13 protein-coding genes are annotated in these 13,986 nt (G+C 72.7%); 8 read left to right on the top strand and 5 right to left on the bottom strand.

Translation table 11 applies throughout. The features are described from left to right. Positions 1-200: 200 nt before the first annotated feature. Positions 201-1,538, bottom strand: a complete 1,338-nt coding sequence (locus ACGFI2_RS20740; protein WP_393519399.1) for an ABC transporter substrate-binding protein — start codon at positions 1,536-1,538, stop codon at positions 201-203. Positions 1,539-1,766: 228 nt separating this feature from the next. Here ACGFI2_RS20740 and ACGFI2_RS20735 point away from each other — a divergent pair, with 228 nt between their 5' ends. Together ACGFI2_RS20735 and ACGFI2_RS20730 are read left to right on the top strand one after the other, a co-directional pair. Further along, a complete protein-coding gene (locus ACGFI2_RS20735) occupies positions 1,767-3,776 on the top strand; it encodes a beta-galactosidase (protein ID WP_393519396.1) in 2,010 nt (669 codons plus the stop codon). A gap of 36 nt (positions 3,777-3,812) precedes the next feature. After that, positions 3,813-4,589 (top strand): DeoR/GlpR family DNA-binding transcription regulator, encoded by a 777-nt coding sequence (locus ACGFI2_RS20730; RefSeq protein WP_393519393.1) that lies wholly within the window; start codon positions 3,813-3,815, stop codon positions 4,587-4,589. 1 nt (position 4,590) lies between these two features. Here ACGFI2_RS20730 and ACGFI2_RS20725 read toward each other — a convergent pair whose 3' ends face one another. Next, a complete protein-coding gene (locus tag ACGFI2_RS20725; RefSeq protein ID WP_393519390.1) occupies positions 4,591-5,004 on the bottom strand; it encodes a hypothetical protein in 414 nt (137 codons plus the stop codon). A gap of 16 nt (positions 5,005-5,020) precedes the next feature. On the opposite strand from ACGFI2_RS20725, the gene ACGFI2_RS20720 reads away from it, so the two are divergent. The 3 genes from ACGFI2_RS20720 (at position 5,021) to ACGFI2_RS20710 (ending at position 6,877) form a co-directional block, all read left to right on the top strand. Continuing rightward, on the top strand, positions 5,021-5,134 hold the full coding sequence (locus ACGFI2_RS20720; protein ID WP_393519387.1) for a DUF397 domain-containing protein: 114 nt from the start codon (positions 5,021-5,023) through the stop codon (positions 5,132-5,134). A gap of 209 nt (positions 5,135-5,343) precedes the next feature. Continuing rightward, positions 5,344-5,796, top strand: coding sequence for a pyridoxamine 5'-phosphate oxidase family protein (locus ACGFI2_RS20715; protein WP_393519384.1), 453 nt, complete (start codon positions 5,344-5,346; stop codon positions 5,794-5,796). Between the two features lie 97 nt (positions 5,797-5,893). Beyond that, positions 5,894-6,877: a sporulation protein gene (locus ACGFI2_RS20710; protein ID WP_393519382.1), complete on the top strand. Its 984-nt coding sequence runs from the start codon at positions 5,894-5,896 to the stop codon at positions 6,875-6,877. A 62-nt stretch (positions 6,878-6,939) separates the two neighbouring features. Here ACGFI2_RS20710 and ACGFI2_RS20705 read toward each other — a convergent pair whose 3' ends face one another. Further along, a complete protein-coding gene (locus ACGFI2_RS20705; protein ID WP_393519379.1) occupies positions 6,940-7,320 on the bottom strand; it encodes a hypothetical protein in 381 nt (126 codons plus the stop codon). 417 nt (positions 7,321-7,737) lie between these two features. Between ACGFI2_RS20705 and ACGFI2_RS20700 the strand changes: the two genes are divergently transcribed. Beyond that, positions 7,738-8,160: a hypothetical protein gene (locus ACGFI2_RS20700; RefSeq protein WP_393519376.1), complete on the top strand. Its 423-nt coding sequence runs from the start codon at positions 7,738-7,740 to the stop codon at positions 8,158-8,160. 78 nt (positions 8,161-8,238) lie between these two features. Here ACGFI2_RS20700 and ACGFI2_RS20695 read toward each other — a convergent pair whose 3' ends face one another. Beyond that, positions 8,239-10,473 (bottom strand): HelD family protein, encoded by a 2,235-nt coding sequence (locus ACGFI2_RS20695; protein ID WP_393519848.1) that lies wholly within the window; start codon positions 10,471-10,473, stop codon positions 8,239-8,241. A 242-nt stretch (positions 10,474-10,715) separates the two neighbouring features. Then, positions 10,716-11,840 carry an outer membrane lipoprotein carrier protein LolA gene (locus ACGFI2_RS20690; protein ID WP_393519373.1) on the bottom strand — a complete coding sequence of 375 codons (1,125 nt, stop codon included), beginning with the start codon at positions 11,838-11,840 and terminating at the stop codon, positions 10,716-10,718. 95 nt (positions 11,841-11,935) lie between these two features. Here ACGFI2_RS20690 and ACGFI2_RS20685 point away from each other — a divergent pair, with 95 nt between their 5' ends. Both ACGFI2_RS20685 and ACGFI2_RS20680 read left to right on the top strand, forming a co-directional pair. Next, positions 11,936-12,592, top strand: a complete 657-nt coding sequence (locus tag ACGFI2_RS20685; RefSeq protein ID WP_091067902.1) for a response regulator transcription factor — start codon at positions 11,936-11,938, stop codon at positions 12,590-12,592. Further along, positions 12,589-13,983: a sensor histidine kinase gene (locus ACGFI2_RS20680; protein WP_393519369.1), complete on the top strand. Its 1,395-nt coding sequence runs from the start codon at positions 12,589-12,591 to the stop codon at positions 13,981-13,983. Before ACGFI2_RS20685 ends, ACGFI2_RS20680 begins: the two co-directional genes overlap by 4 nt. Positions 13,984-13,986: the final 3 nt, after the last annotated feature.

Genomic DNA, 13,986 nt, shown 5'->3' with positions numbered 1-13,986 from the left:
CCGCACCCCCGACCGGCCGTTGCAGCGCCCCCAGGGCAACCACCACATCCGCCTTAACCCCCCGGGGTTGGTGGCCGTCTCGCCGCGGGGGGGGGCGGCCCCCCCCCCCCGGGGGGGGGGGGGCCGCGGCCGGTGGCGGCACGGCGCGATCCGCTTGGATCAGGGGCAGGTCGGACATGGTGTCCTTCCCCCTTCCGCCGTCAGCTGGTGAAGATCGACTTCTTCTGGTTCTCGACGCTGGTGAGCATTCCGCTGATGTCCTTCGGGTTCTTGATGAACTGCTGGAGCGCCGGGATCATCACGGTGGAGGCGAAGTCCGGCCGGGTGTCCCGGTCGAGGAACTGCGCGATCTCGGTGGCCGAGCCGACCAGTTCGGCGGCCTTCTTCTGGAGCGCGGTGTAGCTGGCGGTGTCCGCCCCGCTGTTGGCCACAAGCGTGGTCGGGTCGTTCTTGACCGTGATGTTCGCGGCGTCCTTCGAGCCCAGGTAGGTCAGCAGCTTGGTGGCCGCGTCCTTGGACTTCGGCTTGCGGGCCATCATGTAGCCGTCGATCGGCGCGTCCAGGGCCTTGGCCCCGATCGTGGAGTCGACCTCGGGGAACGTGAAGAAGTCCAGGTCCTCCAGGTCCGCGCCGCTGAACTGCTGGCCGACGAAGAGGCCGAGCAGGTACATGCCGCTCTTCTTCTGCTGCAACGACTGGGCGGCCTCCTGCCAGGTGCGGCCCAGCGCGTCCGGCTGGTGCAGGGGGAGCAGCCCGGCCCAGGTGTCGAAGACCTTCTTGACCTTGTCGGAGGTCCACGCCTCCTTGCCGGCCATCAGGTCGACGTGGAACTGGTAGCCGTTGATCCGCAGGTTGAGGATGTCGAACGTGCCCATCGCCGGCCAGCCGTCCTTGTCGGCGAAGGCGATCGGGTTCAGCCCGTCCTTCTTCATCTGCGCGCCGAGCGCGTTGAGTTGGTCCAGGGTGGTGGGCACCTGGTAGCCGCGCTGCTGCCAGACCGACTTGCGGTAGAAGACCGCCCACGGGTAGTACGACGCGGGCACGAAGTACTGCTTGCCGTCGTCGCCGGTGGACGCCTTCTTGAACGCGTCGGAGTAGCCGTCGAGCTTGCCCCAGACGTCGCTGAGGTCGCCGGCCAGGCCCTTGGCCGCGAAGAACCGCATCCGGTAGCCGGCGAACCAGGTGAACACGTCGTCCGGCTTGCCCTGCAGGTAGTTGTTGATGTTCTCCTGGAACGTGTTGTGGTCGACCGTGTTGATGTTGACGGTCACCCCGGAGGACGTCTTGAAGCCGTCCGCCACCTTGGCGAGGACGTCCTTGGGTTTCGGGTCCGACTGGTTCGAGCCGAGCGAGACGCTCTTCGCGTCGCCGCCTGAGTCGGAGTCGGAGTCGGAGTCGCCGCATCCGGCGAGCGCGCCGGTGCCGAGCAGCGCGCCCGCGCCGGCCGCGCCGGCGAGCAGCGAGCGCCGGTTCAGGCCGGCGACGGACGGGGGTACGAGCCGGGCGAGGTACTCGGCCTGCGAGCGGGGACGGGACATTGCGCCTCCTGCGTGGAGAGGTGTGCGACGAGATCCACCGAGAATCCACACGTCCGAACAGAAATAGCCGGTGGCGGTTGAAGCTACCCCTTGGCTCGGCGCTGTCAAGAGGGTGAAAGGACGGCGATAACCGGGGCGTGACAGGGGAAAGAGCTGGTAAACGTTGTAATTGTTGTCGATGTTGGAAAGTGTTGACTTGGATGTCGGACGGGGGCACCCTCTGCTCTCATGCGGAACTGGCACGGCGACGGAATCTGGTACGGCGCCGACTACAACCCGGAGCAGTGGCCCGAGGAGGTGTGGGCCGAGGACGTCGAACTGATGCGCCGCGCCGGGGTCAACCTGGTCTCCGTCGGCATCTTCTCCTGGGCCCTGCTGGAGCCGACCCCGGGCCGGTACGAGTTCGGCTGGCTGGACCGGGCGCTCGACCTGCTGCACGACGGCGGGATCCGCGTCGACCTGGCCACCGCCACCGCCAGCCCGCCGCCGTGGCTGGCCCACCGGCACCCGGAGACGCTGCCCCGCCGCGCCGACGGCGCCGTGCTGTGGCCCGGCGGCCGGCAGGCGTACTGCCCCAGCTCGCCGGTGTTCCGGGAGCGCTCACTCGCCCTGGTCGAGGCGGTCGCACAGCGGTACGCCCCGCACCCGGCCGTCGTGCTCTGGCACGTCTCCAACGAGTTGGGCTGCCACAACGTGCACTGCTACTGCGACGTCAGCGCCGAGGCGTTCCGGCGCTGGCTGCGCGAGCGCTACCGCGACCTGGACACGCTCAACGCCGCCTGGGGCACCGCGTTCTGGAGCCAGCGCTACCACGACTGGGCCGAGGTGAACCCGCCGCGCGTCGCGCCGACCTTCGCCAACCCGACCCAGCAGCTCGACTTCCTGCGCTTCTCCTCGGACGAGCAGCGGGCCCAGCTACGCGCCGAACGGGAACTGCTCAACCGCCTCGTCGCCCAGCCGGTCACCACCAACTTCATGATCGGCACCGGGATCAAGCACATGGACTACCACTCCTGGGCGTCCGACGTGGACGTGGTCGCCAACGACCACTACCTCGACGCCGCCCACCCGCATCCGCAGGTCGACCTCGCGTTCGCCGCCGACCACACCCGCGGCGTGGCCGGCGGCGCACCCTGGCTGCTCATGGAGCACTCCACGAGCGCGGTCAACTGGCAGCCCCGCAACGTGGCCAAGGCACCCGGCCAGCTGCGCCGCAACAGCCTGGCGCACGTGGCGCGCGGCGCCGACGGGGTGCTCTTCTTCCAGTGGCGCGCCTCCCGCGCCGGCGCGGAGAAGTTCCACTCCGCGCTGGTGCCGCATGCCGGGCCGGAGACCAAGGTGTTCCGCGAGGTCTGCCGGCTCGGCGCCGACCTGCGGGCGCTGGCCGAGGTACGCGGCAGCCGCGTCGACGCCGACGTCGCCGTGCTCTTCGACTACGAGGCGTGGTGGGGCGCGGAACTCGACTCCCACCCCAGCGTCGACGTCACCTACACCGACCGGATCGCCGCGCTGCACGGCGCGCTGTGGCGGGCCGGCGTCACCGCCGACGTGGTGCACCCGTCGGCCGACCTGTCCGGCTACCGGCTCGTCCTCGTACCCACGCTCTACCTGACCCGCGACGCCGACGCCGCCGCGCTGCGCCGGTTCGTCGAGGCGGGCGGCACCGCGCTGGTCACCTACTTCAGCGGCATCGTCGACGAACACGACCACGTCCGGCTGGGCGGCTACCCCGGCGCGTTCCGCGACCTGCTCGGCGTCCGCACGGAGGAGTTCTTCCCGCTGCGCGCCGGCCAGACGGTACGCCTCGACGACGGCTCGCACGCCGACGTGTGGACCGAGTGGCTGCACGCCGAGGGCGCCGACGTGCTGGCCGCGTACGCCGACGGGCCCTTGCCGGGCGTGCCGGCGCTGACCCGGCACGTCGTCGGCGCGGGCGCCGCCTGGTACGTCGGCACCCGGCTCGACGAGGCGGCGACCGACAAGCTGGTGGCGCGGCTGCTCGCCGAGGCCGGCGTGCGCCCGGCGGCGCCGGCGCCGGCCGGGGTGGAGGTGGTCCGCCGCCGCTCGGCGGACCGGAGCTGGCTGTTCGTGGTCAACCACACCGACGAGCCGGCCCGCCTGCCGGTCACCGGCGCCGAGCTGCTCGGCGGTCAGCGGTGCGACGGCGAGCTGACGGTGCCGCCCGGCGAGGTGGCGGTGGTCCGCGAGGAACCCGTGCCCGAACCCGCGACCAGCTGACCGGTACCCTGCCGCTCGCGCGCCGAGGAGGTCCACATGCTCGCCCAGCAACGGCAGAGCGCCATCCTGGAGCTGATCCGACAGCGCGGTGGTGTCCGGGTCAGCCACCTGGTGAGCCGCTTCGGCGTGTCGGACATGACCATCCGGCGGGACCTGGAGGTGCTCGCCGAGCGCGGGCTGATCGACAAGGTGCACGGCGGCGCGACGCTGGCCGGCCCCGGCTCGACCGAGGAACCCGGCTTCGCCGCCAAGTCGGTCCGGCAGCAGGCCGAGAAGCAGGCCATCGTCGAGCGGGCCGCCGGCCTCGTCGAGCCCGGCATGGCCGTCGCGCTCTCCGCCGGCACCACCACCGCCGCGCTGGCCGCCCGGCTCGCCGAGGTACGCGGGCTGACCGTGGTCACCAACTCGATCCCGGTCGCCGACGCGCTCTACCAGAACCCGCGCCCGGACCAGACCGTGGTGCTGACCGGCGGCATCCGCACCCCGTCCGACGCGTTGACCGGCCCGGTCGCCGAGGCGGCCATCGCGGCGCTCAACGTGGACCTGCTCTTCCTCGGCGTGCACGGGATGAGCCGGCGCACCGGCTTCACCACGCCCAACCTGCTGGAGGCGGCGGTGAACCGGCGGCTGATCGGCGCCGCCCGCCGCCTGGTCGTGCTCGCCGACCACACCAAGTGGGAGACCATCGGCATCGCCACCATCGCCCCGCTGGGCGAAGCCGACGTGCTGGTCACCGACGCCGGCCTGCCCACGGAGGCCCGCCGGGAACTCGGCGAACAGGTGGGCGAGCTGATCGTGGTGACGGTCGGCTGACTCACCCGCCGTCGGCCGTGAGCGTCTCGGTTTCGGCCGTGCGCGTCTCGGTTTCGGCCGTGCGCGTCTCGGTTTCGGCCGCGCACGGTCCGGCGTGGTCGGCCCGCCCGGTGCAGCGTCGGCGGTCCGGCATGATCCGGTCGCAGAACACCCACCGCCGTACGTGCTGGTCGTCCTCGACGGAGACGGTGGCGCCGGCGACGTCGATCCCCGGGACCAACGCCAGCGAACGCGCCAGGGTGTACGCGAAGCGCAGCGCCGCGTCCGGTTCGGCGACCGCAATCGGCAGGTGGACGACATGGCGTTGCTCGTCCGCGCCGTTGCCGGACCGCGGCCAAGGGCAGTGGCGCGAAGACCGCGCCCGGCTCCGCGTCTTTGGGTGCAGTCGTTGTCGCCCTGGCAACAACAACTGCACCCAAATCCGCGGTCGGGTGGCGGTCCGGGACAGCAAGGCGCGTGCGGCCGGAACGCTCGTCTACCCGGCGGACGGCTGGACCAACTTCGTCGCTGCGGTCGAGGCCAGCCAGTTCGACCCCACGTTCTGAGCAGATCTCGGTACGAAAGTGCCCCTGGAAGGGCTGCCCCTGGAAGGGCCATTTCGTACCAAGATCTCTGCTTCATGCTTCAGCGGACGTCGGCGGCCACGTGCTACCGCTTGCGGTGAAGCGTGCCTCAACAACGATCCTTGCTTGGCGCGCCTGGCGAGCGGGAGAACCGCGAGCACTCCGCAGAGCGCACGAGGGAGGATCTTGACGTGAAGCCCGAACCACCGCGCAGTCTGGAGCAACGTAAGCAGGACACGCTGACCCGCCTCAACGAGGACCTGGACGCATGGGTGGCCTCCGCAGATCGGGACGGGAACCCTTATCTCGTGCCGCTGTCCTTCCTCTGGGACAACGCGGCGCTCACCCTGGCGACAGCCGAATCCAGCCCGACCGCGCGCAATCTGCGTTCCTCTGAACGGGTGCGGATGTCGCTCGGCCCGACCCGCGACGTGGTTCTCATCGAGGGCACCGTCGAGGCGTTCTCGCGCGAAACCGTGCCAGGCGAGCTGGCCGACCCGTTCGCCACGAAACTCTGGGACGCGCGGGTCGGCACCACGCGCTACGCGTACTTTCGGGTGACGCCTCGCCGGATACAGGCATGGCGGGAGGAGAACGAACTCGCTGGCCGTGACCTCATGCGCGGTGGTCATTGGCTGGTCTGACGGCTGTCTCACAGGCACTTCTCAGCGACGGCGGTTAGGGTCCCCTCACCAAGCATCCGACGGTCCATGTCGGAGCGCCGTCCCGCGGGAGTGACCGATGGTCTTCAAGAAGATGTTGAGCGCGTTCGGCGTGGGCGGCCCCAGCGTCGACACGGTGCTCGCCAACCCGAACACCCGGCCCGGGCTGGCCCTGGACGGGCACGTCAACCTGGTCGGCGGCGACGCGCCGGCACGCATCGAGCAGATCAGCGTCGGCCTGGTCACCCGGGTCGAGATCGAGGGCGGCGACACCGAGTACGCCGGCATCATGGAGTTCCACCGGATGCCGGTCAGCGGCGCGTTCGAGCTGGCACCGAAGCAGCAGCTCGCCATCCCGTTCCAGCTTCCGGTGCCGTGGGAGACCCCGGTCACCGACGTCTACGGCCAGCGGCTGCACGGGATGACGATGGGCCTGCGTACCGAGGTCGCGGTGGCCCGGGCGGTCGACAAGTCCGACCTGGACCACGTGTCGGTGCACCCGCTGCCGATCCACGAGCGGATCCTCGACGCGTTCCAGGCGCTGGGTTTCCGGTTCAAGCACGCCGACCTGGAGCGCGGCCACATCTACGGCGTGCCGCAGACGCTGCCGTTCTACCAGGAGATCGAGTTCTTCGCCGCGCCGCAGTACGCCCAGACCGTCACCGAGGTCGAGCTGACGCTCGTGACCAGCCAGCAGGGCGTCGAGGTGATCCTGGAGTGCGACAAGCGCGGCGGCTTCCTCAGCGCCGGGCACGACGTCTTCGGCCGATACTCCGTCCCGCACAGCGACGCCGCCCGCACCGACTGGACGCAGGTGGTGGACGGCTGGCTGCGGGAGACCACCTCGCGGTACGGCGGCCTGCGCGCCCAGGGCTTCGGCGGGCAGGGCCACTACGGCGCGCCCGGACACTACGGTCCCCAGGGTCACCACGGTCGTCGGGGCGGCGGCATGGGCGGCATGATGGCGGGCGCGGCGCTCGGCGTCGCCGGCGGCCTGGTGGCCGGCGAGATGCTCGACGACGCCTTCGAGGGCGACGACGGCGGGGACTTCGGCGAGGAGTGACGAGCGCGACGACGCCCCCGGGGGGTCCCCGGGGGCGTCGTCGTCTCGCCGAGCGGCTCCGGTCAGTGCCGGGGCTTGCGCTCGTCGCCGCTGCGGAAGTTGCTTCCGGCCTTGGCCAGACCGCGGCTACCCAGGTAACCGATGGTCAGCAGCGTGATGAAGAACCAGGCCTGGTTGGCGCGGAAGATGTCCACCCCGACCGAATTCTTGCCAACGAGGTACGACGCCACCAGCACGCCCGCGACGGACGCCAGGTAGATCCAGAACTCGGTCGTCGCGAACGACGGCTTGGTCTCGGTGCCCGGCGCAGCCATCGCCCGATCCCGGTGCCCGTCGTGCATCATCGGCATCTGCTGAGTCGACGTGTCCTGCATGCTCGCCCGGTTCTGGACGTCGGACATCGGCCGGTTCATCTGCCTGGTGGATGCAGCCTGCGTGCTCATCTGGTCCTCCTCAGGATTTGATGAGTCGTTACCCGCACACCCTCGCCCCGCTACCGCAGGTCGGCCACGGCACGGTTCGCGCTCTGTGGCGGGGGCACCCTCCGTCTACCCGGTCCCCGAGACAAGGTAACCGCCGCATGCCGGCGGTATCCGCCGCGCCGTCGACCCGGGCACTCATGGCCGGCAGCGGCCCCGCCCGCCGGCAGAAAGGGACATTCGGCGCTTCCCGGTCCGACGCGATCATCGGGCTCCGAGATCCTGGCGGGAATGACCTCTTAGGGCCCTTTCCTGCCAGGATCTCCGGCTTTCCGGTCAGGTGGATCGCCTTTTCTGAAGCGCGGAAATCGGGGCGGTTTCAGCGTTCGGCCCCCGGGCACGCAACGGGGACACCGACATCAGAGCTGCGAGGTGGTTGACGTGCGTGAGGACGACATCCGGCAGGACGCCGCCCGGCAGGCCGAACAGCGGGTCGCCGGCGGCGTGTACGGCGAGGGCGCGCTCGACGAGGTCACGGTGCCGCAGACCGACGTCGAGCGGATGCGGCAGGAACTGGACCCGGACGACCCCGCGGACGCGCCGGTCGACCCGAACGTGCTGCGCGACGGCGGGCCGACCCGGGGTCAGGGCGCGATCACCACGACCGGTGGCACGGCCGGCCCGGCCAGCGTGCGCCGGGTGGCCCGGCAGCCGGAGCAGCACCCGGGCAAGGTGGCGCCGACCACCACCGGGGACGCCACCACCGGTGGGCTGAGCACTCCGGCCGGCGGTTCCACCAGTGATGCCTCGGCGACCGGCGCCCAGGTCGGCAACTTCACCGACGAGGGCGCCAACCCCGGCTGACCGGTCACCGAACGGCGGCGGGCGCGGCATGCCGGCGCTGGCGGATGTTAATCGGGGGCCCCTCCTCTACCGGAAGCGTCAAGCGGGGGCCCCTCCTTTCATCCGGAGGATGCCGAGGCGCTGGGTGGCGCGGGTGAGGGCGACGTACAGGTCGCTGTGCCCGCGCGGCGACTCCGCGACGATCCGGTCCGGGTCGACCACCAGCACCGAGTCGAATTCCAGGCCCTTGGCCTGCTCGGTGGTGAGCACCACCACCCGGTTCGCCAGCTCCGGCTGCTCGCCCACGGCCGCCTCGGGCAGCGCCGCGACGACCGCCGGACCCAGCTCCGCGATCCGCCCGGTGGGCACGATCACGCCGAGCCGGCCGTCGCCGAGCGCGGCCGCCTCGCGGGCGCTCGCCCCGACCAGCTCGGCGACGAGCCGGTCCGCTCCGACGGTGCGGTCCCACGGGGGTACGCCGGTGGCGCGCACCGAGCGGGGTGGGCGCAGCGCCGGGTCGATCTCGGCGAGCACGTCGGCGGCGACCGCCATGATCTCGGCCGGGGTGCGGTAGCTGACGGTCAGCTCCTCCAGCCGCCACCGGTCCGCCACGTACGGCCGAAGCGCCTCGCCCCACGACGGCGTGCCGGCCAGCGCGCCGGTCTGCGCCACGTCGCCGACGATCGTCATCGACCGGCTCGGGCAGCGCCGCATCAGCAGCCGCCAGGCCATCGGGGACAGTTCCTGCGCTTCATCGATGATCACATGTCCGAACGCCCAGGTGCGGTCCGCGGCGGCGCGCTGGGCGGTGGTGAGCCGGTCGGACTCCTCCTGCCGCTCGGAGAGCCGGGCGGCGTCGATCAGGTCGGTCACGCCGAGGATCTCACCGCCGTCGGCCTCGTCCTCGACGTCGATCGACCGGGAGCCGCGCCAGATCTCCAGCACGCCCTCGGCGTACTCGCGTTCCATCGCGCGGATCCGCTCGCGGCGGGCCGCGGCGGCGCGCTCGTCCTCGCCGAGCAGTTCGGCGGCCTCGTCGAGCAGCGGCACGTCGGCCGGGGTCCAGCCGCCGGGCTCCCGGTGCAGGGCGGCCCGTTCGTCGTCGGTGAGCATCGGCGCGGCGGTGGCGATCCGGTCCGGCGACGCGAACAGGTCGGCGAGCAGGCGCTGCGGGGTGAGTACCGGCCACAGCTCGTCCAGCGCGGCCACGATCTCCGGCTCCTCGCGCAGCTCGCGGCGGATCTCCGCCCGGTCGGCCTCGGAGAGCAGGTTCTCCCCGCCGAGCGGGTCGGCGCCGATCCGCTCGGCGACCTGGTCGGCGAGCGCGTGCACCACCTCGATGTCGAACTGCGCCCGGGCCAGGTTGTGCGGGCGACCGGTGCGGCGGACCCGGTCGCGGGCCTCGCGCACCGTCTCCGGGTCGAGCGTGAGCACCTCCCGCTGGGGCAGCTCGATCTCGATCGGCTCGGTCGGCACCCACTGCCGGTCGCGGACCGCCGCGGCGAGCACGTCGGTGAACACCTCGCGCCCCTTGAGCGCCGCGGTGGTGGCCGGTTCGGCGAGCCCGGCGTGCACGCCGGGGAACAGGTCGGCCTGGGTACGCAGCAGCACGCCGGTCTCGGCCAGCGCCGGCAGCACCTGGGAGATGTAGCGCAGGAACGTGGCGTTCGGGCCGACCAGCAGCACGCCCCGGGTGGAGAGCTGCTGGCGGTGGGTGTAGAGCAGGTACGCGGCCCGGTGCAACGCCACCGCGGTCTTGCCGGTGCCCGGCCCGCCCTGCACCACCATGACGCCGGGCAGGTCGGCGCGGATGATCCGGTCCTGTTCGGCCTGGATCGTCTCGACGATGTCGCGCATCCGGCCGGTGCGCCCGGCGTTCAGCGCGGCGAGCAGCGACGCCTCGCCGGTGACCTCCTCGTGCGCGGTGGGCGAGGCGGCGGTGATGTCCAGCACCTCGTCGTTGAGCCCGGTGACCTTGCGGTCGCGGGTGCGCAGGTGCCGCCGCTGGCGTACGCCCTGGGGGTTGGCGGCGGTGGCGAGGTAGAACGGGCGGGCGGCCGGGGCGCGCCAGTCCATCAGCAGCGGGTCGTAGTCGCCGGACGTGTCGAAGATGCCGATCCGGCCGATGTAGCGGGTGGTGCCGTCGTCGCCGTCGAGGCGGCCGAAGCAGAGGCCGGACTCGACCGCGGAGAACTGCTCGACCTGGTCGGCGTACATGGCGACGGTGGTGTCGCGCTGCGAGCGGGCCTGCTGGGTGCCGCCGGTGTGGCGCAACTCCTCGTCGAGCCGGCGGGCGGCCTGCTCCCGCAGCCCGTCCAGCCGGTCGTAGAGCATCGAGACGTACTCCTGCTCGCGACCGATCTCGTCGTCCTGGCGCAGGTCACCCGACACGTCGGAGTGCGTTGACAAGCCGGCTCCTCATTGACTAAAATTGCCGAAGGAATGGCATTTCAATGCCATTCCTTTTTGTGTCTGAACTGAGAAAGATAGCGCGCCGCCCGCCATTGCACCAAGCCCCGACACGGCTCGGGGCCCGGCCGGCGGACGCCGACCGGGCCCCGAGCCCGACGTTTCGATCAGCCCTTCGCGGCCTGGTAGAGCCGCTCCGGCGTGACCAGACCGGCCACCACCCGGCCGTCGTCGGTCAGCAGCACGCTGAACAGCTTGCCGCTGAGCAGCCGGCCGCTGCCCCAGTCGCCGCTGACCTTGGGCAGGTCGCCGAGCACCTGCGCCAGCATGTCGGCGTCCGGCGCGTCCGCGCCGGCCTTCGCGCCGCCGGCCTTCGCACCGCCGGGTTTGGCCGCCGCGTCGAGCTTGGCGACCACCACCGTGGTCCAGCCGGTGCCGACGGTACGCACGTCCGGCCGCTGCGCGTCGGCCTTGCCGGGCATCCGACCGGCCGGGCCGGGGCGCGCGTCGGTCGACTCCTCGGTGACCTTCACGCCGGGCGGCGGGTTGAACCGGAACTGGTCGGCGTCCGGGGTGCGGAAGTCGACCTGGGTGAACGCCACCTCGAACGCCGGTTCGTCCTGGCCGTCGGCCAGCACCTCGAAGCGCAGCGGCACGTGCTCCTCGGCGTCCAGCGCGATCCGCACCTGGTGCACCAGCGACGCCTTGTCGCGCGGCGTGAGCACCAGCTCGTACGCGTCCCGCCCGGCCACGGTGGCCGACCGGCCGACGGTGACCGCGGTGGTCGGGTCGATCGCGGCGAGCGCCTGCTGGGCGGCGTCGGCCGGGGTGGCCGGCGCGGACGGCAGGTCCTTGCCGTCGGCCGGCAGCTTGCGGTGGACGGCGGTGTTCTCCCGGCTGCTCCAGGTCCAGACGTCGCGCCCGTTGCGCAGCACGTCCTGCTCGCCGAGCGTGTCGACCAGGGCGACCCGCTGCCGGTCCTCGCCGCCGTACCAGACACGCAGCGTGTGCGTGCCGGTGACCAGGCCGGCCAGCTCGTTGCCGGTGGCCCTGCCGGCGAGCGCGGCGATCGGCGGCAGGCCGAGGTCGGCGCGCTGCACGACGGTGCCGGAGAGCCCGTCCAGGCGGGACGTACGCAGGTCGTCAAGCAGTTGGGCGGCGCTGCGCGGTGGCAGGGCCGGGTCGGCGCCGGCGGCGAACGTGCCGACGGCGGCGCCGCCTCCGATCACGGCGACCCCCGCGGTCACCGGGACCAGCCAGCGCAGCACGGCGCGGTTCTTCATCACTGACATAGTGTGCACCTCCTGCGCCCCATGGTGCGGGATCGTCGCTGTGACGACGCTGAGCAGATCCCCTACGGGTGACCCGGTGGTGGCACCCTGGACCGGTGCGGTTGCTGGTGGTGGAGGACGAGACGCGGTTGGCCGGGGCGTTGCGGCGGGGCCTGTCGGCGGAGGGGTTCGTGGTGGACGTGGCGGCCACCGGCCCGGCCGGGCTGGACGCCGCGCGGCACGGCGACTACGACGCGATGATCCTCGACGTGATGCTGCCCGGCCTCTCCGGCTACGAGGTGGTGCGCCGGTTGCGCGCCGAGCAGCGCTGGCTGCCGGTGCTGATGCTCTCGGCCAAGGACGGCGAGTACGACCAGGCCGACGGCCTGGACTGCGGCGCCGACGACTACCTCACCAAGCCCTTCTCGTACGTGGTGCTGCTGGCCCGGCTGCGGGCGTTGCTGCGGCGCGGCGCGCCCCGCCGCCCGGCCGTGCTCACGGTCGGCGACCTGCGCCTGGACCCGGCCCGGCGGCGGGTCACCCGGGCCGACGCCGAGGTGGTGCTGACCAGCCGCGAGTACGCGCTGCTCGACTACCTGATGCGCCGCCCCGGCGAGGTGGTGTCGAAGACCGAGCTGCTGGACCACGTCTGGGACGCCTCGGTGGACACCGCCCCGAACGCGGTGGAGGTCTACGTCGGCTACCTGCGCCGCAAGATCGGCCGGGAGCGGTTGGAGACGGTCCGCGGCGCCGGCTACCGGCTGGCCACGTGAGCCGCCTGCGCCTGGGCCTGCGGGCCCGGCTGCTCGCGTTGGGCGTGCTCGGCCTGGTGCTCGGGTTCGCGCTCGGCGGCGCGCTGCTGGTCGGTGCGCTCGGCTGGACGTTGCAGCGTTCGGTCGACGCGGAGGCGCTGCGCACCGCGGACGCGGTCGCGTTGCTCACCGCCGAGGACGCGTTGCCGGATCCGCTGCCGGTGGCCGGCGGGCAGCTGCGGGTGCAGGTGGTGGACGCGCAGGGGCGGATCCGGGCCGCCTCGATCGACGCGGACCGCCTGGTGCCGATGCTCGGTCCGGGCGAGCTGCGGCCCGGCCAGGCGCAGCGGCTGGTGGTGGACGGGCGGCGGGTCGGCATGTCCGGGCCGGTGCGGGTGGTGACGGTGCCGGCCGGTACGCCCGCGGAGCCGCGGACGGTGCTGGTGGCCAAGTCGCTGTCGGACGTGCGGCACAGCCTGCACGTGGTGCGCAACCTGCTGCTGGTCGGCTTCCCGCTGCTGGTGGCGGGGCTGGCGGTGGTGGCCTGGCGGGTGGTGGGCGCGACCCTGCGCCCGGTGGAGGAGCTGCGCAGCGGCGCCGCCGAGATCACCGGCCGGGCCGGGGCGGAGCGACTGCCGGTGCCGGCCGGGCAGGACGAGATCCACCGGCTCGCGGTGACGCTCAACGACATGCTGGACCGGCTGGCGGCGTCCCGGGACCGGCAGCGGGCGTTCGTCGCCGACGCCGCCCACGAGCTGCGCAGCCCGCTGACCAACATGCGCACCGAGCTGGAGGTGGCCCGCCGGCTCGGCGACGACACCGACTGGCCGGCGGTGGCCGACGACCTGCTCGCCGACACCGAGCGGCTGAGCCGCCTGGTCGACGACCTGCTGCTGCTGGCCCGCCTGGACGAGGGCGACGCGTACCCCACCCGGCCGGCGCCGGTGGGGCCGGTGGAGCTGGGTGAGCTGCTGCGCGGGGTGTCCGGCCGTTACCCGTCGCCGCCGGTGCGGCTGGTCGCGCCGGCCGGGGCGTGGTGGGTCGAGGGGGATCCGGGGGAGTTGCGCCGGGTGCTGGTCAACCTGGTGGAGAACGCGCTGCGGCACGCGAACACCGGGGTGGAGCTGGCCGTGTCCGGCCCGCAGGGGGCGTACCACCTGGTGACGGTGACCGACGACGGTCCGGGCATCCCGGCGGCGGACCGGGAGCGGGTGTTCGCCCGGTTCACCAGGTTGGACGACGCGCGGGCCCGCGACGCCGGCGGCGCCGGCCTCGGGCTGGCCATCGTGCGGGAGCTGGTGCGCCGGGCCGGCGGCACGGTGGAGCTGGCCGACGCGACGCCGGGTGCCGCCGCGCCGGGGCTGCGGGCGACGGTGCGGCTGCCCGCGCTGGCCGAGCCGGACCCGGAGTGACCG

The organism is Micromonospora sp. NPDC049282, assembly GCF_043197045.1.
GTDB lineage: Bacteria > Actinomycetota > Actinomycetes > Mycobacteriales > Micromonosporaceae > Micromonospora.
Note: the sequence above shows the minus strand (reverse complement) of the source record. Positions and strands in the feature narration are given on the sequence as shown.

Coding starts and splice junctions, on each gene's coding strand:
- ACGFI2_RS20740 (WP_393519399.1), bottom strand. CDS start 1,538: ATGTCCCGTCCCCGCTCGCAGGCCGAGTACCTCGCCCGGCTCGTACCC.
- ACGFI2_RS20735 (WP_393519396.1), top strand. CDS start 1,767: ATGCGGAACTGGCACGGCGACGGAATCTGGTACGGCGCCGACTACAAC.
- ACGFI2_RS20730 (WP_393519393.1), top strand. CDS start 3,813: ATGCTCGCCCAGCAACGGCAGAGCGCCATCCTGGAGCTGATCCGACAG.
- ACGFI2_RS20710 (WP_393519382.1), top strand. CDS start 5,894: ATGGTCTTCAAGAAGATGTTGAGCGCGTTCGGCGTGGGCGGCCCCAGC.
- ACGFI2_RS20705 (WP_393519379.1), bottom strand. CDS start 7,320: ATGAGCACGCAGGCTGCATCCACCAGGCAGATGAACCGGCCGATGTCC.
- ACGFI2_RS20695 (WP_393519848.1), bottom strand. CDS start 10,473: ATGCTCTACGACCGGCTGGACGGGCTGCGGGAGCAGGCCGCCCGCCGG.
- ACGFI2_RS20690 (WP_393519373.1), bottom strand. CDS start 11,840: ATGTCAGTGATGAAGAACCGCGCCGTGCTGCGCTGGCTGGTCCCGGTG.